Origin of the sequence: Moellerella wisconsensis, from assembly GCF_022592395.1 — a bacterium.
GTDB classification, from domain to species: Bacteria; Pseudomonadota; Gammaproteobacteria; order Enterobacterales; family Enterobacteriaceae; genus Moellerella; species Moellerella wisconsensis.
This window is the reverse complement of the sequence record NZ_CP093242.1, coordinates 3,255,943-3,274,600: the sequence shown is the minus strand read 5'-3', so window position 1 is coordinate 3,274,600 and position 18,658 is coordinate 3,255,943. Positions and strand designations below refer to the sequence as shown.

Annotated in this window: 19 protein-coding genes; 7 read left to right on the top strand and 12 right to left on the bottom strand. The window is 43.8% G+C overall.

The window, feature by feature from the left end; translation table 11 throughout:
* The first annotated feature begins 10 nt into the window (after positions 1-10).
* Together MNY66_RS14275 and MNY66_RS14270 are read left to right on the top strand one after the other, a co-directional pair.
* Complete coding sequence (locus MNY66_RS14275) at positions 11-1,156, top strand: ABC transporter permease (protein WP_047257496.1); 1,146 nt, start codon at positions 11-13, stop codon at positions 1,154-1,156.
* On the top strand, positions 1,156-2,322 hold the full coding sequence (locus MNY66_RS14270; RefSeq protein WP_047257495.1) for an ABC transporter permease: 1,167 nt from the start codon (positions 1,156-1,158) through the stop codon (positions 2,320-2,322). The genes MNY66_RS14275 and MNY66_RS14270 overlap by 1 nt, the downstream gene beginning before the upstream one ends.
* Before the next feature lie 3 nt (positions 2,323-2,325).
* On the opposite strand, the gene MNY66_RS14265 is transcribed toward MNY66_RS14270, so the two are convergent.
* On the bottom strand, positions 2,326-3,204 hold the full coding sequence (locus MNY66_RS14265; RefSeq protein WP_047257494.1) for a U32 family peptidase: 879 nt from the start codon (positions 3,202-3,204) through the stop codon (positions 2,326-2,328).
* 20 nt (positions 3,205-3,224) lie between these two features.
* Positions 3,225-4,220 carry a ubiquinone anaerobic biosynthesis protein UbiU gene (gene ubiU / locus MNY66_RS14260; protein ID WP_241501128.1) on the bottom strand — a complete coding sequence of 332 codons (996 nt, stop codon included), beginning with the start codon at positions 4,218-4,220 and terminating at the stop codon, positions 3,225-3,227.
* Positions 4,221-4,560: 340 nt separating this feature from the next.
* Between ubiU and ubiT the strand changes: the two genes are divergently transcribed.
* Complete coding sequence (ubiT, locus tag MNY66_RS14255) at positions 4,561-5,091, top strand: ubiquinone anaerobic biosynthesis accessory factor UbiT (RefSeq protein WP_053907080.1); 531 nt, start codon at positions 4,561-4,563, stop codon at positions 5,089-5,091.
* On the top strand, positions 5,085-5,591 hold the full coding sequence (locus MNY66_RS14250; RefSeq protein ID WP_241501127.1) for a GNAT family N-acetyltransferase: 507 nt from the start codon (positions 5,085-5,087) through the stop codon (positions 5,589-5,591). The genes ubiT and MNY66_RS14250 overlap by 7 nt, the downstream gene beginning before the upstream one ends.
* A 48-nt stretch (positions 5,592-5,639) precedes the next feature.
* Here the strand turns inward: MNY66_RS14250 and MNY66_RS14245 are convergent, their stop codons facing one another.
* Positions 5,640-5,939 (bottom strand): GIY-YIG nuclease family protein, encoded by a 300-nt coding sequence (locus MNY66_RS14245; protein ID WP_047257490.1) that lies wholly within the window; start codon positions 5,937-5,939, stop codon positions 5,640-5,642.
* A 295-nt stretch (positions 5,940-6,234) separates the two neighbouring features.
* On the opposite strand from MNY66_RS14245, the gene bhsA reads away from it, so the two are divergent.
* Together bhsA and MNY66_RS14235 are read left to right on the top strand one after the other, a co-directional pair.
* On the top strand, positions 6,235-6,486 hold the full coding sequence (gene bhsA, locus MNY66_RS14240; RefSeq protein ID WP_047257489.1) for a multiple stress resistance protein BhsA: 252 nt from the start codon (positions 6,235-6,237) through the stop codon (positions 6,484-6,486).
* 126 nt (positions 6,487-6,612) lie between these two features.
* Positions 6,613-7,050, top strand: coding sequence for a YhbP family protein (locus MNY66_RS14235; RefSeq protein ID WP_053907168.1), 438 nt, complete (start codon positions 6,613-6,615; stop codon positions 7,048-7,050).
* Here MNY66_RS14235 and nrdG read toward each other — a convergent pair.
* The 6 genes from nrdG to argF all read right to left on the bottom strand — a co-directional run bounded on the left by nrdG (position 7,047) and on the right by argF (position 13,558).
* Complete coding sequence (gene nrdG, locus MNY66_RS14230; RefSeq protein WP_241501126.1) at positions 7,047-7,511, bottom strand: anaerobic ribonucleoside-triphosphate reductase-activating protein; 465 nt, start codon at positions 7,509-7,511, stop codon at positions 7,047-7,049. The two genes, MNY66_RS14235 and nrdG, sit on opposite strands and share 4 nt — an antisense overlap.
* Positions 7,512-7,520: 9 nt before the next feature.
* Positions 7,521-9,665, bottom strand: coding sequence for an anaerobic ribonucleoside-triphosphate reductase (nrdD, locus tag MNY66_RS14225; protein WP_047257487.1), 2,145 nt, complete (start codon positions 9,663-9,665; stop codon positions 7,521-7,523).
* A gap of 534 nt (positions 9,666-10,199) precedes the next feature.
* Complete coding sequence (ridA, locus tag MNY66_RS14220) at positions 10,200-10,583, bottom strand: 2-iminobutanoate/2-iminopropanoate deaminase (protein ID WP_047257486.1); 384 nt, start codon at positions 10,581-10,583, stop codon at positions 10,200-10,202.
* 116 nt (positions 10,584-10,699) lie between these two features.
* Positions 10,700-11,167, bottom strand: a complete 468-nt coding sequence (pyrI, locus tag MNY66_RS14215) for an aspartate carbamoyltransferase regulatory subunit (protein WP_047257485.1) — start codon at positions 11,165-11,167, stop codon at positions 10,700-10,702.
* Between the two features lie 10 nt (positions 11,168-11,177).
* The gene (pyrB, locus tag MNY66_RS14210; protein WP_047257484.1) at positions 11,178-12,113 is read right to left on the bottom strand and encodes an aspartate carbamoyltransferase; all 936 of its coding nucleotides are present in this window, start codon (positions 12,111-12,113) and stop codon (positions 11,178-11,180) included.
* A gap of 428 nt (positions 12,114-12,541) precedes the next feature.
* A complete protein-coding gene (gene argF, locus MNY66_RS14205) occupies positions 12,542-13,558 on the bottom strand; it encodes an ornithine carbamoyltransferase (RefSeq protein ID WP_241501125.1) in 1,017 nt (338 codons plus the stop codon).
* 171 nt (positions 13,559-13,729) lie between these two features.
* Here argF and rraB point away from each other — a divergent pair, with 171 nt between their 5' ends.
* The gene (gene rraB, locus MNY66_RS14200) at positions 13,730-14,152 is read left to right on the top strand and encodes a ribonuclease E inhibitor RraB (RefSeq protein WP_047257523.1); all 423 of its coding nucleotides are present in this window, start codon (positions 13,730-13,732) and stop codon (positions 14,150-14,152) included.
* An 81-nt stretch (positions 14,153-14,233) separates the two neighbouring features.
* Here rraB and MNY66_RS14195 read toward each other — a convergent pair whose 3' ends face one another.
* The 3 genes from MNY66_RS14195 to MNY66_RS14185 all read right to left on the bottom strand — a co-directional run bounded on the left by MNY66_RS14195 (position 14,234) and on the right by MNY66_RS14185 (position 18,456).
* Complete coding sequence (locus tag MNY66_RS14195) at positions 14,234-14,782, bottom strand: GNAT family N-acetyltransferase (protein WP_241501124.1); 549 nt, start codon at positions 14,780-14,782, stop codon at positions 14,234-14,236.
* A 316-nt stretch (positions 14,783-15,098) separates the two neighbouring features.
* Entirely contained in the window at positions 15,099-17,993 is a 2,895-nt protein-coding gene (locus MNY66_RS14190; RefSeq protein WP_047257482.1) for a valine--tRNA ligase, read from the bottom strand.
* 13 nt (positions 17,994-18,006) lie between these two features.
* Positions 18,007-18,456 (bottom strand): DNA polymerase III subunit chi, encoded by a 450-nt coding sequence (locus MNY66_RS14185; RefSeq protein WP_047257481.1) that lies wholly within the window; start codon positions 18,454-18,456, stop codon positions 18,007-18,009.
* Positions 18,457-18,658: the final 202 nt, after the last annotated feature.

The following is an 18,658-nucleotide window of genomic DNA, read 5'->3' as shown; positions in this document are numbered from 1 at the left end:
AAGGCGCAGTATGAAAGCTAAATTTGCTTGGAGAGGCTTTGAAAATGCCTTTAGCCGAGAAACAAAATCCGCGATCCGTAGCCCGGTATTCCATTGGTTAAGTTGGTTATTTCCACTAATGTTATTCACCTTGGTGAGCGCCAATTTTTCTGAAGGCACCTTAATGGATTTGCCCGTCTCGGTAGTGGATAACGATCACAGCCCGTTGTCTCGGCAATTAATCCGCGATTTAAACGCCGGACCTCATGCCGATGTTAAAGCGGTTGATAATAACGTTGATACCTCGATAAAAAGAATGGCCAGCGCCAAAGATTATGCGGTGCTGTATATCCCGCCTGATTTTGAAAAAGAGGCGCTCAGTGGTCGCCAACCCGAAATTAGAATGTATTACAACGCCTTATTTTACGCCTCGGGCAGTTATGCGATACAGGATTTCAGTGGGCTGGTGGCCGAACTGAATGCTAAATATCGGGTGCTGATGGCGTCTTCGATGGGGCATAAACTTCCGCCTTTGGCGAATGTTACCTTATCTTACGATAGCTTATTTAATCCAAGTGGCAGTTATATTTATTATCAGCAATTTGCGGCCACTATTCATATGCTTCAGCTATTTGTGGTGACCTGTACCATTTACACCATGTCGCGGGGATCGATTCTGCAATCGATCACTCCTTTTGTCCCGGCTTTGCTGGGTAAAATGGCACCTTATACCTTATTTTTTACCACCTTATTGGTGATAGAAATAGCGGCATTAGTGACACTATTTGATGCTAAAGTTACCGGTAATCCGCTATATATGATTATGGTCGGTTTCTTCTATGTGATAGCGGCACAGAGTATTGGCTTATTGCTGTTCACTTTTACCTCCAGTGCGATTATGGCGTACAGCTTAATTGGGATATTGGTCAGTATCGCCTTGGCTTTTTCCGGTATGGCGGTTCCCGAACTTTCTATGATTTGGCCGGCGCGCGTGATTTCAAATATAGAGCCATTAACCCATGCTTTGAATGCGATGTTTGATATTTTTCTGCGTGAAGTCACCGGATGGCGGATTATTGAAGTTTGTCTGTATTTATTGATTTATCCGTTAGTCTGTGCATTTTTAGTACGTCATCGACTGTTTAAACGACTTGCAGCCCAAGGAGGGAGTGAATAATGCCGGTTTATTTTGCCACCTTCAAAAAGGTGCTACTAGGCATGCTGGATAAACCAATGTGGCTGTTGCTGCTGGTTTCTTTATGCATCATGAGTTTAGTCTATGCCAAGCCGGTGTTATGGGAGCTTCCGGTCGCGGTGATTGACCAAGACCATAGCTCTGCAAGTCGGGTATTAATTCGCGATTTAGATGCCACACCGAAAGTGCAATTACACAGTTACGATAATTTAGCCCAAGCACGGCAGGATATGATCAGCCGGCAGCTGTTTGCGATTATTATTATTCCAACCAATTTTGAAAAATATCTGCTCGAAGGTAAAAATATTACGGTGCCGGTTTACGGTGATGGAACTAACCGATTAGCCAGTGGACAGATTCAACAAGAATTATCCATTGCTTATACCCAGCTACTCAATGATTATAATACCGCATTATTACGCAACGCCGGTTATAGTGCGGAGCAAGCTGCGTTAGTGATCACTCCCGTGAAAAGTGAAACTATTGCATTATATAATCCCGGCGTGAGTTTTGCGGCGATTGTTTTCCCTGGGCTTTTAGTGATGTTATTACAGCATTCACTGTTAATTGCCTGCGTAAGGGTAAGTATTGCTATTCGAGGAACCCCTAAAGGTAAGCCGCCATTAGCGGTTTATCTCGGCGCGTTATCGGCGTTATTACCAATCTGGTTATTTTTATCCACGGTATTTTTTGCGTTATGGCCTTGGGTACTAGGCTATCGCCAAGAAGCCCCACTGTACGAACTGTGGATGCTAACGTTCCCTTTTTTATTGGCCGTACTCGGATTAGGCAAACTGGTGACCGAATGTCTGCGTAGCGTGGAAATGATTTATTTAACCTTGGCATTTATTACCACGCCAGTGTTTTATATGTCCGGCACCATTTGGCCATTACAAGCGATGCCGGATTGGGTTCGAATGATAGCCTCTGCGCTGCCTTCTACTTGGGCGACTAACGCTATTGCCGGTATTAACCAGCTGGGATTGCCTTTTACTGGCGTTTTGATGGATATCGTGATGATGCTGACTCTCGGAGTGATTTATACCCTACTGGGAGTTTTTGTTGGCATGCTGCGAAACGGTGAATTACGCCATTACAGTCATAAATTACGCCATCTCATCCACAAAAAGTCCCAGCATCATGATTAATGTTTATTGGGCCATTGATAACCCAGCAATGTTACGCCAATAGCCATTACAACTGGGCTCTGCCGCCAGATTTAGCGGGGCCGTGCCCAGTTGATTCGCTTTAAATTGCGCCAAGATATTTAGGGAATCGATATTTTCAGGCGAAATACGCACAATATCGACCAATCCTTGCATCGAATTAAGCTCATTACCCAAATTGTAGCAATAGCCACTTTGTGTTTGGATCCCATTAAGAATAAACACTTGCTGCTGCTCTTGAGAAAATACTTTGCGTCCTTGCGGATAATTGATGCAGCAAGTTTCACATTCGTCTTTAGAGCGGTTTTCAGAGCGGGCGGTAAAACAACGAGCAGAATAAGCCAGCGGTAAATGGCCATAGCTCATCACTTCAACCTCAAATTGATCGCGGATCCCCAAGCTTTCACATTGATTGAGTAAATTAATCAGCCAATCCCGCGACAGCTCGACCGGCATACACCAACGTGTCATCCCTTGTTTTAACAACGATTTAAGCGCATAAGCATTGTAGCAATTGAGCCCATGACCAGCAACGAAAGGCAATCCGCGCTCGGCGAGCATATTGATCACCCCAAAATCATGTGCTTCGAGGAGAAACTCACCATTATCGACTAATTTGGTAATTTCTTTCAGTTCTGACGGCGCTTGCAATAATGCCAGAGAGGTTAATACCACTTGTTTACCTTGGGAGGCTAATTGACGCCCAAGTTCAATCCAATCTGCCGGTTTTAATTCGCGGCGTTTACTGCAAACGGATTCACCGAGATAAATAATATCGGCCTCACTTTGCGCTGCTTGGTGATAAAAATCCTCTAATACCGTGCGTGGCCAGTAATATAATACTGAGCCTAATGAATATCTCATATACTTTCCCTTTGACGCCTTTACTGCCATTTACGATGATACGCGCCCAGCGTGGTTTGCTGGCCTTCAGACAAATCGCCCAAACTTTTAGACCACTGCGGATCGGCCTCAAATTCCGCAGGATTGGCTTGATAGCGATCAATTGCTTGACGCCAAATACGCGAGACTTCACTGACATATGCCGGGCTACGTTGACGCCCCTCTATTTTGACCGATGCAATATTTGCCGCCATCAAATCAGGAATTAATTCAATGGTATTCAAGCTGGTGGGCTCTTCGAGAACGTGATATTTATGATCATCAACCAGATAACGGCCCTTACACAGCGTCGGATACCCCACATGCTCATTGTGATCATAGCGGTCAATTAATACCTCGTTTAGGCGTGAATCCATGCCAGTTGCTGTTTTTTGCCAGCGCACAAAACGGGCCGGTGAACAGGCACCCACGGTATTCGGCGATTCGCCAGTTAAATAAGAGGAAAGATAACAACGGCCTTCCGCCATAATGCACAAGCTACCAAAGGCAAAAACCTCTAGCGGTACCGGACTACTTTTGGCTAATTGTTTGACTTGATGCATCGATAAAACTCGGGGTAATACCACCCGATGAACTTGAAAATTACGTTGATAAAAGCGAATAGCCTCGGTATTGGTCGCGGAGGCTTGTACAGAAACATGGCGTTCAATGTGCGGGTATTTATGCGCCGCATATTCAAGCATGGCGATATCGGCGAGGATCAGCGCATCAGCGCCTAAATCTGCGGCTAAATCAATCGAATTTTGCCACCGCTCATAGCCATCTGGATGAGCAAATGTATTAATAGCGATATGCAGTTTGCGTTTATTTCGGTGAATATAACGTTCGGCTTCATGCAGTTTTTTTTCGGTAAAATTCAATCCGGCAAAATGCCGCGCATTAGTGTCATTTTTTAAACCGATATAAACGGCATCCGCACCGTTTTCTACTGCTGACTTTAATGCGGGTAAATTGCCTGCCGGGCAGAGTAATTCCATATTTTTAATCTCAGTTTTGATCTCAGTATAAATTTTCAGCTATCAGGATTGTAATCAAGACCAGTAAACAACATTTTGATTTAAGGCAGTTAAATGGCATTTTATGATTGAGATTGCGGGAATGACGTCCGATTGAGAAAATAAACTCTGGCAGAATGGATGATTATTGATATAGGATCATAGCGATTGTCGCTTATTTTGACACAATACCCTTATTATCTCATCAAATGGCCCGCCATATATGCCGTGTAACTTGAATCAATAAATGGCGGTTACGCCCCCAAAATTTGAATTATGTCAGGGGTATCTTAGGTATATCGAAGTTATAGGAGTCTGAGCTATGCTAGAAAAGTTTCGTTCACAACTTGTGAGTAAAGGCCCATCTTTGATGCGACTGCCTTTGAAAATGACCCCTTTCGCCCTTCAGCGTCAAGTATTGGAACAATTATTAAAATGGCAGTTCCATGAATCACTGATCGACGGCGAGCTGGATTTTTTGGAAAATAAATGGCTAAAAGTTGAAATCACCGATTTACAACTGGTTTGGTTTATTAGTTTGCAAAATGGCCAGTTAATGGTTCGCCCACAAGGCACCGCAGATGTCAGTATTAGCGGTAATGCCAATGAACTGATTTTAATTGCCGCACGTAAAGAAGATCCCGACAGTCTGTTTTTTCAACGCCGCTTAGTAATTGAAGGGGATACCGAATTAGGTCTGTATGTTAAAAACCTAATGGATGCTTTTGAGTTAGAAAAAATGCCAGCACCTCTACGCTTTGGTTTAATGCAATTAGCTGAATTTATTCAACAAAATAAACCGCAGGAGGGTTCAGCAGCAACGCAAAATAGTACTGGGCTGATATCATGCTAATCCGCGTTGAAATTCCCGTCGATGCTATGGGCATTGACCGTTTATTGCGTCGCTGTTTTCCTACGCCTTACCAAGCCGATTTAGTGCGCCAATTAAGAGAAGATGGGCTACTTACTTTAGGCGTAGTCGCGACCAGTGACGAAGGTGAAGTCATTGGTTATGTCGGCTTTACTCCGGTAGATGTTAACGGCGAAGATGTGCAGTGGGTCGGGTTAGCACCGTTAGCGGTCGATGTTGAACATCGTGGCCAAGGGCTAGGTGAAAAGTTAGTTTATGAAGGATTAGATAGCCTGAATGAATTTGGCTATGGTGCGGTTGTGGTGCTCGGCGACCCTGCCTATTATCAGCGTTTCGGCTTCCAGCTGGCTGAGCAACATCAGCTTTATTGTCAATGGCCAGAGCATCAAGCGCACTTTATGGTGTACGGTTTAGAAAATGATGCGTTAGACGCCCATACAGGGCAGGTTAGTTATTCAACGCTGTTTGATAGCCTGCAATAACGCCGTGTGACTAAGTTATAGCCCTGCGGTAGGTGTAGTTGCCGTGATTCAGTGACGAGCACAAATGTGCTCAAGATAGGCGATAATATTCTGAGGTTGGTCAATGACCAGCCTCTCTTTTTGGCTTTTTTTCAATTGCTTAATGCAATACTCTATTTTTGAGGCACTGGAACGATCCCCAGCCTCAGCCTGATACACCAAGCGTAGCGGTAATTTACCAACTAAATATTTAGCCCCTTGACCGCGTTGATGCACCTCAATACGTTTAGCCACATCGGTGCTAATTCCACAATATAAGGCATCATTATTGGCGCGAATTAAATATACATACCATGATTTTTCACTCATTTAGCGTGTAACTCACTGATAATTTTGCATTTTGTGCTTATTAGGCCCTGATGCTTATGATTAAAATTGCAGATGTTATAAGCTATTTTATATGGTTAACTAATTAGATTATAAAGAAATTTATTCCTATTAGACGATTTTTCTCGCTATGAACTGCCACTGATATTCAAATTTTTTGACATAGAAAAGCAAAAATAGCCAATTTTCATTATCGGATTAGAGGAATAATATGATCCATATCACAGGGGAAGGTTACAACCCCTGAATGTTTCACTAAAAAATCAAGGATCATAAAATGAAAAACACAACATTAATCGCTGCAACTTTAGCATTAACCACCCTTTCATTTGGTACAATGGCAGCAACAGAAGTTCAAAATTCTAATCAAGCCCCTGTCGGTGTAGTGTCTGTCTCTGGTGCTTCAACTCTAGATGATCTGACCGCACAATTAGCCAAAAAAGCTGATGAAGCTGGCGCAACTTCTTTCCGCGTTGTAGCGGCAAGCGGTGAAAACCAAATGAACGGTATTGCTCAAATTTATAAATAACCTATAGTGTGGTAAACCCATTCTACTGAGTTCAGAACCGCTGAAGCACGCCATGCAGTAAAGTATGCATAAATGTATAGGCTCTGCTGGCGTGTTCTGAACCGTTTAAGTTTATTTGCCACTATGATGAAAACACCAACCGCTTTAAACGCTATTCAGCGTTATTTATCCCGCCAACATGTCTTTTCGATTTTCACCTTTCATACCGATGATTATTGGCCAGCCACCTGCTTCTATGTATTTGATAAACAAGAAATGTCATTGATTTTTATGACCGAAGGTGATTCTCGGCACGGCCAACTGATGCAAAAAAATCCGGCCATTGCCGGCACGGTATCGGCACAAACCAAAGTGATCAGTAAAATTCAAGGTATTCAATTTCGCGGGCAGGTAATACCACTGTATGCTTGTGATGCAGATGAAGCGCGGCATAAATATTGTCGGCGTTTTCCTGTCGCGTTAGCGGCTAAAACGCCGATTTGGAAAATCTATCTCCAAGAGATAAAAATGGTCAATAATACCCTTGGATTCGGCAGTAAATTATATTGGCAGCGTGAGGACTAACGTAGTTTGTGGATCACTTGATTACTGCTGCCGCGCCAAATTAAGCCGGGATCATACAGTGATTGCTCAAATTTACCGTCCACCAGCACATCCAATAGGCGTACTACCTTTTGCTGTTCTGGGGTTAATTCCTCGCGTTTATATCCTGTCCATAACCAAATGTCTTTTTGCGGACACACGATGCGTACCCGCTGTACTAATTTCAGAATAGCTGGCACATTGGCCGGATGTAGTGGATCACCGCCGGAGAGCGATAATCCTTGTCTATTAATGCGAGTATCTTGCAAATCGGCGATAATGCTATCTTCTATTTCTTGAGTAAAGGGCACCCCAGAATCGAGACGCCAAGTACTTTGGTTATAGCAACCTCTGCATTGATGAATACAGCCCGCGACAAATAATGTACAGCGTGTGCCGGGGCCATTAACCACATCAATAGGGTAATATTGATGATAATTCATAAAATTAGCCTATTTGTTTCCTATCTGCCCATTGTTGAGATGCTTGATCCGACGTTTTACTTCTTCTTGTTTTCCCGCATTAAAAGGGCGGGCATCTGGACTGCCTAAATAGCCACACACTCGGCGAATAACGGAAACTTTATTGGTGTCGTGATTACCGCAACGCGGGCACGCAAATCCTTTACTGGTACAATTGAATTCGCCGGTATAGCCACATTCATAACACTCATCAATTGGGGTATTGGTTCCATAATAAGGCACATGCTGATAGCTATAATCCCAAACGTCTTCCAGAGCTTTTAAATTGTGTTGTAAATTTGGGTATTCGCCGTAACAGATAAAGCCTCCATTTGCGACCGCCGGATATGGGGATTCAAAATCAAGCTTGTCATACGGATTAACCTGTTTTTCAACGTCGAGATGGAAGCTATTGGTATAGTAACCTTTGTCGGTGACCCCCGAAATAACCCCAAACTCAGCGGTATCTAAGCGGCAAAAACGGTCGCATAAATTTTCACTTGGCGTGCTATACAAGCTGAAGGCATAGCCGGTTTCATCTTTCCAGTCATCGGTTGCACGGCGTAAACGCTGTACAATTTTAAGCGCTTTTGCTCTTAAATTTTCACTATCATAAACATGGGTTTCGGTGCCATATAGCGCATTAATCGTTTCATGTAATCCAATGTAACCCAACGATATCGACGCTCGTCCATGTTTAAAGATTTCGGCAATATTATCGTCGGCTTTTAAGCGCACACCACAAGCGCCTTCCATATATAAAATCGGTGCCACGCGGGCTTTAACTTGCTCTAAGCGTGCAATGCGGGTCATTAAGGCTTTTTTTGCCAGCGCTAAACGTGAATCTAACAGTGCCCAAAAGGCCTCTTCATTGCCTTGCGCTTCAATCGCAATGCGCGGCAGATTGAGGCTGATCACCCCGAGATTATTGCGCCCATCATGAATTTGCTGACCATTTTCTTCATACACGCCCAAGAAGCTGCGGCAGCCCATCGGGGTTTTAAACGATCCGGTGACATCGACTACCCGATCATAATTGAGAATATCCGGATACATACGCTTGCTGGCACATTCTAAAGCTAACTGTTTGATATCATAATTCGGATCGCCATACTGATGATTCAATCCTTGTTTAATCGCAAAGACTAACTTCGGGAATACCGCAGTTTTTTTATTTTTGCCTAATCCGGCAATTCGATTTTTGAGAATAGCTTGCTGGATCATACGGGCTTCTTTGGAGGTACCCAGACCAAAGCCAAAAGTGACAAATGGAGTTTGTCCATTAGCGGTATGCAAAGTGTTTACTTCGTACTCTAACGACTGAAAAGCATCGTAACACTCTTTTTCGGTTCGCGATTGGGCATATGCCGCACAGTCTGCAATATTCCACTGCTGAGCAATGGCTAAGTGCTTGTTATAGCTGGCAGTTACAAAAGGAGCTAAGATTTCATCAATCCGATTAATGGTCGTACCGCCGTAAATATGGCTGGCCACCTGAGCAATGATTTGTGCGGTTACCGCCGTTGCGGTTGAAATAGATTTTGGTTGTTCTATTTCTGCATTTCCCATTTTGAACCCATTGGTCAACATGTCTTTTAAATCAATTAACATACAGTTAAACATGGGGAAAAATGGCGAATAATCGAGATCATGATAGTGGATTTCGCCACGTTCATGCGCTTGAACAATATCACGCGGTAAAATATGCTGTTTAGCATAGTGTTTAGCCACAATTCCGGCTAATAAATCTCGTTGTGTCGGGATCACTTTGCTGTCTTTATTGGCATTCTCATTGAGCAAAGAGAGATTACTTTGTTCAATTAACCCACGGATTTCATGGGTTAACTGACTGCGTTTTTCGCGTTCAATATCGCGGTCATGGCGATACTCAATATAGGTTCTGGCGAGATCTTTATACGGGCCGGCCATTAATTGGTTCTCGACCGCATCTTGAATATCACGGATATCAACTTGATCACGGTTGCACAGTTGCTGCTCGACCAAATTAGCAACTTGTAGACAATAATTGTCATCTTCAATGTTGGCAGCCATCGCCGCGCGTTTGACTGCCTCTTGAATGCGAGGTGTATCGAAATAAACCTGACAACCATCTCTTTTGATCACAACCGTTTTCACTGTAAAGACTCCTTGAATAGTTATCCACAGCATAATAAAGCCCCATCCAGAGAAAAGGGTTTTTAATTATACTGTGGATAAAATTGTGCATAAATACTATATGTTGTGTTTTGTTTGCGTATTTAAACACAATATGTGGTGCTTTTCTATTATTTAGCTACAGCAAAGTTGATCTAAAACAAAGAAAAAAATAATTGTTCTAAGAATCAAACAACGACAGAAAATAATAATTTTTTAGCATTATGCATATAGAATCCCCGCTCAAATAGAGTCAATTTTGAGGCGGATTAATATGTGCTATGCGCGGGCTATATTAGTAAGCAGTGAACTCGATAAGTTAACTGTAAAAAAGAGCGATATGATTAAACGGCCAGCGTTAATCAGTTACTTAGATGCGGGAAAGGGGAATATCAATGACCAACGGATTAAAAAACGACAGATGGAATAAAAAAGGCAGTAGCTATTTTTTAGCCGCTGCCTTTATTTTATATTTGATTGTTTTATATTCGATTAATCTTGCGTGCCGCTAAATGATTAACGTATTGCGATGGCTTCGATTTCTATTTTTACGTCTTTCGGTAAACGCGCCACTTCCACACAAGAACGTGCCGGATACGCGGCATCATGCTGTTTGAAAAACTCTTCATAAGTGGCATTTACCACCGCAAAATCGTTTAAATCTTTAACAAAAACTGTAGTTTTGACAATATTTCCTACATCCAAACCCGCTTTGATTAAGATAGCTTTAACATTCGCCAATGATTGACGAGTTTGTGCAGCGATATCTTCAGGTACATCACCGGTTTTAGGATCAACAGGGATCTGGCCTGAAGTGATAACCATGCTACCAAGATCAACACCCTGAACATAAGGTCCAATCGCGGCTGGGGCATTTTCAGTGCTAATTTCGTATGACATAACGGCTCCTTTGCGTCGATAGAAGGGACTAACCCAATAATAATTATCTACCCATCTTAGCGCAATTTCTGAGTAGACTGCGCTACAGTATATACTGAAAACACCCCAAGCATGGCTTAAGGACGATGATTAATTACCGCATGGCGATCAAACTCTTTTTCACAGAATTGGCAGGTTAATACCACCTCATCAGCCATTTTTTTCACTTTAAAGCGGCTGGATACCGGCTCATTATGGCTAATACAGTTACTGTTTGGACACACCAATACGCCATCAATTTGTTCTGGTAAATTGAGCTCCAGTTTTTCAACCACTTGGTAATTCTCGATACGATTCACGGTTGCACTGGGTGCATACATCGCCAGTTGATTTGCTTGTTCTGGGGTTAAAAATGTATTCTCAATTTTAATCAGATCTTTTTTGCCCAAATTATTCGATGGCAGATTAAGCCCAATAGTGATGCGTTGGTCAGTTTCAGTCAGCTTAAATAAAGAGAGCAATTTAAACCCCACCATGGCTGGAATATGGTCGATCACGGTTCCACAACTAATGGCTTCTACTTGTAATTTATGATCGTGTGTCATGATGTTCTCCTTAAAATGTGACTTCTTCAGTTAACACTAATGCCAATAAGGCTTGTCTGGCGTAGATGCCATTACCCGCTTGTTGAAAATAGTAGGCATACGGGGTGCTATCTACATCAACTGCAATTTCATCGATGCGAGGTAGGGGATGCAAAACTTTTAGGTTGGGTTTAGCAACGTCGAGATCAGCCGCCCGTAATACAAATTGAGCTTTCACATTGGCATATTCTGACGGGTCAAGGCGCTCTTTTTGAACTCGAGTCATGTACAGAATATCCAGCTCCGGTAATACCTGATCAATATTATTATGCAGGCTATAGGTTGCGCCCGTTTCGTCCAGAATACGCAGAATATGATCCGGCATCGCCAAAGCTTCAGGGGCGATAAAATAGAAGTGATTACCGCTAAATTTAGACAATGCTTGGGTTAAAGAGTGTACCGTACGGCCATATTTTAAATCACCGACCATCGCGATTTGCAAGTTGTCTAGTCGGCCTTGGGTTTCTTTAATCGTAAATAAATCCAGCAGTGTCTGAGAAGGGTGCTGATTTGAGCCATCACCAGCATTAATAATCGGAATATTGCCAGAGAACTGACTGGCTAAGCGTGCGGCGCCTTCTTGAGGGTGACGCATAACTATCGCATCCACATACTGACTGATCACCGAAATGGTATCTGCCAGCGTCTCACCTTTTTTGCCTAGCGAGGTATTGTTGCTATCAGAAAAACCAACCACCGATGCACCTAAACGGTGAATGGAGGTCTCAAAAGACAGTCGGGTTCGCGTTGAGGCCTCAAAAAAACAACTGGCGATCACTTTATATTTGAGTAACTCAGGCTGCGGATGCTGCTTTAAAGAGGCCGCAACCTCTAAAACCCGTTCGAGATCTTTACGGTCGAGATCGTTAATTGAGATGATATCACGCTGATATAAAGGATTTGGCATCGTTGTTCTCCGATAGATAAGAATGGGGTAGGCGGTGAAGAGCCAAAAAAAAGCCCCTCATTGAGGGGCTTTTAAATAGAAATACGAGAAAAAACAGAGGCTCTGAGCTACCAAACGGTAGCGCAGAAATCAAGTTTGCAAATTGTTTACTCAGTGCAAATATCATGTTTTCTCCCGCCAAATTGTGGGGCATTATACGCCTGTCTAATATCAGAGCAAGCGTTTGCTTATACCGAACAGCGAAAATAATTGCTGACTTTTAGCACTTAGTATTTAGTCGCTGGCCCCTAATATTTAGCTTAGCTGATATCTATCGACAAATGACAAATGAGCTCATCGCCAAATACGCAGCTTTGCGAGCAAATTTATCGGTAAACTCACAGACCAAGCTACAAACGACAAGCTGCACAGGATAAACAGTAGACTGATTAAATCGGCAGTTCAGCCGCTAGGCTGGCGACCATCACCGCTTTGATGGTATGTAAACGGTTTTCAGCTTCATCAAATACAATGCTATAGGCCGATTCAAATACTTCTTCGGTAACTTCTACGCCGTCATATAAATCAAATTGCTTAGCCAGCTGGGCACCTACCAAGGTTTCTTGATTATGGAATGCGGGCAAACAATGCAAAAACTTAACTGCCGGATTCTCGGTTAATTTAATCACTTCCATATTCACCTGATACGGTTTTAGCAGCGGAACACGTTGCTCCCACACTTCTTTAGGCTCCCCCATCGAGACCCAAACGTCGGTATACAGAAAATCGACGCCTTTCACCCCCTTGGCTACATCCTCAGTGAGAATAATATTACCGCCGGTATGTTTAGCTGCCTCACGACATTCGGCGACCAGTTGTTCCTCTGGCCAACAGCACTTTGGTGCCACTAGACGCACTTCCATGCCGGTCAGTGCGGCAGCTTCCAGCATCGTATTCCCCATGTTATTGCGTGCATCCCCCAGATAAGCAAATTTAATCTCGGATAACGCTTTGTGCGGTTGATGCTCTTGAATAGTGAGTAGATCAGCCAATAACTGTGTGGGATGGAACTCATCGGTTAATCCATTCCATACCGGTACGCCCGATGTTTTTGCTAGCGTTTCAACGGTGGATTGTGCATAACCCCGATACTGAATACCGTCATACATTCTGCCCAGCACGCGGGCGGAATCTTTAATCGATTCTTTATGCCCAATTTGACTGCCTGCCGAACCGAGATAGGTCACTCGTGCACCTTGATCAAATGCCCCGACTTCAAACGCACAGCGAGTACGGGTTGAATCTTTCTCAAAAATTAAGGCAATATTTTTGCCGGTTAGCAAAGGTTTTTCTGTGCCGGCTTTTTTTTCTGCTTTTAGCCAAGCGGCGAGTTTAAGCAGCAATTGCAGCTCACTCGGTGTGAAATCTAACAAGCGTAAAAAGTGCCTTTGATAGAAAGGATTCATAAGATACCCCAGGTTTTATTTTATTTAAAATTTGATTTAATATTTAATTTATCTGCATAAAAATTCAAAATCAACCTATTAGTCAAATAAATTGTTAATCATAGCTATGGTTCTACCTGCATGGCTGTGGGAGAATGCGGCAACGCGATTGATAAATCTGAGGGATGTAACATGGTTGATAAAGCTGAGTTCGATGCTCAATACGAAGAAACACGTCTAATTATCGAAGAATTACTCGAAGATGGTAGCGATCCTGATGCACTGTACGCTATAGAGCATCATTTTTCTGCCACCGATTTTTCTGTTTTAGAAAAAGCGGCGGTCGAAGCCTTCAAACTGGGCTACGAAGTGTCTGATGCCGAAGAGCTTGAAGTTGAAGACGGCAGCAAATTAATGTGTTGCGACGTGATCAGCGAATGCGCATTAAATGCCGAATTAATTGACGCACAAGTCAGCCAATTAATGGCATTAGCCGAAAAAATGTCAGTCAACTACGACGGTTGGGGAACCTATTTTGAAGATCCTGACGCCGAATATGATGACGAAGAAGATGATCAACAGCCTGATGAAGCACCGCAGGCCAGCATTCATTAATTGAGTCGCCGGTTAATAACCAGAATAGCCATTGCCTCGGCTATTCTGGTGTTCACGCCAAATTATTCAGCTAGACTCCTGCTACCAAGTTTTTAGCATTCTGATTTCACAATCCCCGTGCCCGGTATTGCCTAATGGCGCGTCAATGGTTTCAAAACCGAGTTTTTCATACAGCTTAATCGCCGCTTGTAGTTGCGCCGTGGTCTCTAAATAGCAACGCTTATATCCTTGTTGGCGAGCGAACTCAAGCGACATCAGCACAATTTTTTTGGCGACGCCTTGGCCTCTGACTACCGACGATAAATATATTTTTTGTAATTCACAGGTATATTTATCTCCCCCCGCTAATGGAGAAATCCCGCCGCCACCGACAATCTCGCCCGCGACTTCGACCACCCAATAGGCGCTGCGCGGTTGGCTATACACGCTATATAAGCTGTCGAGGATCGGGTCGGCGACAGCAAAACCTTTGTCGGCAGTCAGCCCATGTTCAGCTGAAACTGCGCGGATCACTCGAGCAATCGCGGGATTATCTGCCGGTTGGATTAGGCGGAGATGATAATCGGGGCCGGGGGGGTTGTTGTTAGTTGATGTGCTGTTATGACTTAATGTGATGTTATGAGTTGGCATGATTTTATGCTCTATCTATTATTATATTTTATTGATACTAAATAGGCTATCGAACCTATTCTGGTGAAATAGTTTGTCTGCTTGGCTTATCGGATTAGCTTGGCAGCCTAACTTAGGATTAAATTAGCCGATTTTTTACCAGTTTTGTAGCTGCGATGATAATTTAATTAGATTCAAAGCGAAAAAAGCCCGTCTAGCGTCAATCATCGACGGCTAAACGGGCTGATTTGATAGATAGAGTGCGCTTAAACGTCCCTTATCTACTTGTCTGCTTATCTACTAAGCTTAGCTTACTAAGGCTAAATATCTTAAAAAATTAGAGCGAAGCGATAGTTTGCTTCTGCGCCACTAATTTCTCTTTTGCTTGATAGTTATCATCTAAACGAGCACGTTCTTTCTCGACAACTGCAGCAGGCGCACGGCTAACAAAGCCCTCATTCGCCAGCTTAGCTTCGATAGAAACGATCTCTTTTTCTACTTTTTCCAGCTCTTTATCCAAACGCGCCAGCTCGGCTTCTTTATCAACTAAACCCGCCATTGGGATCAAAATTTCTGCCCCATTGATCAATTTAGTCACCGAAATAGGCGCGGTTTCACCGGCAGCCAGAATAGAGACTGACGATAAACGCGCCATGGCTTTAATAAAGTTCTGGTTCTCTTCAACCCGACGTTGTGCATCCGCAGAGGCGCCACGCAGCATCACTTCTAAAGGTTTACCCGGGGAAATATTCATTTCAGCACGAATATTACGTACTGCAATAATCGCTTCTTTAATCCATTCCAGATCGCTCAGCGCCAGTTGATCCGCTTTTTGGCTATCGAACTCAGGGAAAGGCTGCAACATGATGGTATCGGCTGCAATACCTTTCACAACTTTGACCCGCTGCCAAATAGTTTCGGTAATAAATGGAATGATTGGGTGCGCTAAACGCAGCAAGCCTTCCAATACTTCGATCAATGTAAAGCGAGCCGCACGGACTTGAGCTTCATTGCCTTTGTGTACTGCCGGTTTAGACAGCTCTAAATACCAGTCACAGAATTGGTTCCAAGTGAATTCATACAAAATACCGGCAGCGATATCAAAGCGATAGGTATCTAACGCCTCACGATAATCTTTCACCGTTTGGTTGAATTCAGCCATGATCCAGCGATCAGCTAATGAGAAACTCATCTCGCCGCCTTGTTGACCGCAATCCTGATTTTCAGTATTCATCAACACGAAACGGCTAGCATTCCATAACTTATTACAGAAGTTACGGTAACCTGAAAGACGTTTCATATCCCAGTTGATATCACGACCCGTTGAGGCTAACGCGGCTAAAGTAAAGCGCAATGCATCGGTACCATGGGCTTCGATCCCTTCTGGATACTCTTTGGCCGTACGTTTAGCAATTTTCTCTGCCAATTGCGGCTGCATCATATTGCCGGTGCGTTTTTCCAACAGTTTTTCTAACGAAATACCATCAATCATATCTAACGGGTCAATCACGTTACCCTTAGATTTAGACATTTTCTGGCCTTCATCATCACGGATCAACCCGGTCATATACACTGTTTTAAAGGGAACTTGCGGCTGTCCATCTTCATCTTTGATGAAGTGCATGGTCAGCATGATCATGCGGGCTATCCAGAAGAAAATAATATCGAAGCCACTGACCAACACATCCGTTGGATGGAAGGTTTTTAGTGCTTCAGTATTGTCTGGCCAACCTAAAGTTGAGAAGGTCCACAGGCCGGAAGAGAACCAGGTATCCAGCACATCATCGTCTTGGCGTAAGCTTATCTCGTCACTGAGATTATTTTCACGACGAACTTCAGCTTCATCTCGGCCAACATACACATTGCCATTATCGTCATACCAGGCAGGAATACGATGGCCCCACCATAATTGACGAGAAATACACCAGTCTTGAATATCACGCATCCATGAGAAATACATGTTTTCATACTGTTTAGGGGCAAACTGAATACGTCCATCTTCCACGGCTTTAATCGCATCTTTCGCCAGCGGCGCAGTGCGAACATACCATTGGTCAGTCAGCATCGGCTCGATCACTACGCCGCCACGGTCGCCATAAGGAATAGTCAGATCATGCGGTTTGATCTCTTCTAACAGACCTAACGCATCAAACTCTGCGACAACCGCTTTACGGGCGGCAAAACGTTCCATGCCTTGATAAGCTTGAGGGATTTCAGTGCTATAAACAGTCGTCGCTTCACCGTTAGTATCAAAAATTTCGGCTTCTGTACGGATATTACCGTCAAAATCCAAAATATTGATCATAGGCAAGCGATGGCGTTTACCGACTTCATAGTCATTAAAGTCATGGGCCGGAGTGATTTTCACACAACCGGTGCCTTTTTCCATGTCGGCATGCTCATCGGCAATGATAGGAATGCGGCGCTGGATAATTGGCAGAATAATTTCTTTACCAATTAAATCTTTATAGCGCGGATCTTCCGGGTTAACTGCAACACCGGTATCTCCTAACATGGTTTCTGGACGGGTAGTTGCCACCACTAAATAATCCAGCCCTTCGGCGGTTTTTGCGCCATCGGCTAATGGATAACGTAAGTGCCAGATAGAACCTTTAACATCGCGGTTTTCAACTTCAAGATCAGAAATCGCGGTGTGCAATTTAGGATCCCAGTTAACCAGACGTTTACCACGATAAATTAAATCTTCTTTATACAGACGCACAAAGGCTTCTTTAACCGCTTTGGATAAACCTTCATCCATGGTAAAGCGTTCGCGATCCCAATCGACAGAATCCCCGAGACGACGCATTTGTTGCGAAATTGTCCCACCAGATTCAGCTTTCCACTGCCAGATTTTATCGATAAATGCATCACGGCCATAATCATGGCGTGTTTTGTTTTCTTCCGCCGCGATTTTACGCTCAACCACCATTTGAGTGGCGATACCCGCGTGATCCGTACCGCTTTGCCATAAGGTATTTTTACCCTGCATACGCTGATAACGGATCATGGTGTCCATGATAGTCTGCTGGAACGCATGGCCCATGTGCAGGCTACCGGTCACATTCGGTGGCGGGATCACGATACAAAAGCTGTCACGGCTAGTATCACCGTTGGGCTTAAAATAACCGCTTTTTTCCCAGTGGCTATACAGCGACTGTTCTATTTCCGCTGGATTATAAGTTTTATCGAGCGAAGGCTCGACGATCTGATTATCAGGTTTTTTTTCCATTTTATATCTTTATTCAGTAAGTTGGCGGCGCCGCCATGGTCAAATTAAAGCCGACGCTGCGGTAAATTTTATACCGCTCACGCGCCAACTGTTTTAAAGTTTCATCGATAGGAACAAAGTCTATCACTTCATGAAAAGCCGTTGCAAAGTCTGCAAAGGGAGTCTGCAAGTTGATCAGTACATCACGGGAGGCATTACCGCGCTTTTGTGGCCAGCACAGCTCCACCGGTGCGCCGTAACGCGGGCCTTCACCCGCCAGATTATGAGGGACAAACTGATGCGGCTCTCTTTGCCAAAGCGCCTCATCCAGTTTTTCCGCTTGCTCTGCTGTCTCACAGGCGATTAATACTCGCTTTCCTGCACGCCATTTAGCCGCAGCCAGCTGACAGGCTAGCCATTCATGGGCTTCCAGTCCCTCTTGCAAAGAGGGCTGTTCTAATAAATAGAAGATGGCATTTTTCATAATATCTCAGTTACAGAAAATAGTATCTCAGTCACGGAAAAAGGGCATTGCGGTCAGCAATACCCTGAAAGCGATGATAACCGTATTTTAGCGGAATCAGCCTAAGATGACATCTTTTCGATGATCCCTTTAGGGATTAGCCGAGTGATCTGCGTCATATTGACTCAGCTTACCCGGCTATACGTGCTAAATCCGCAAGGCT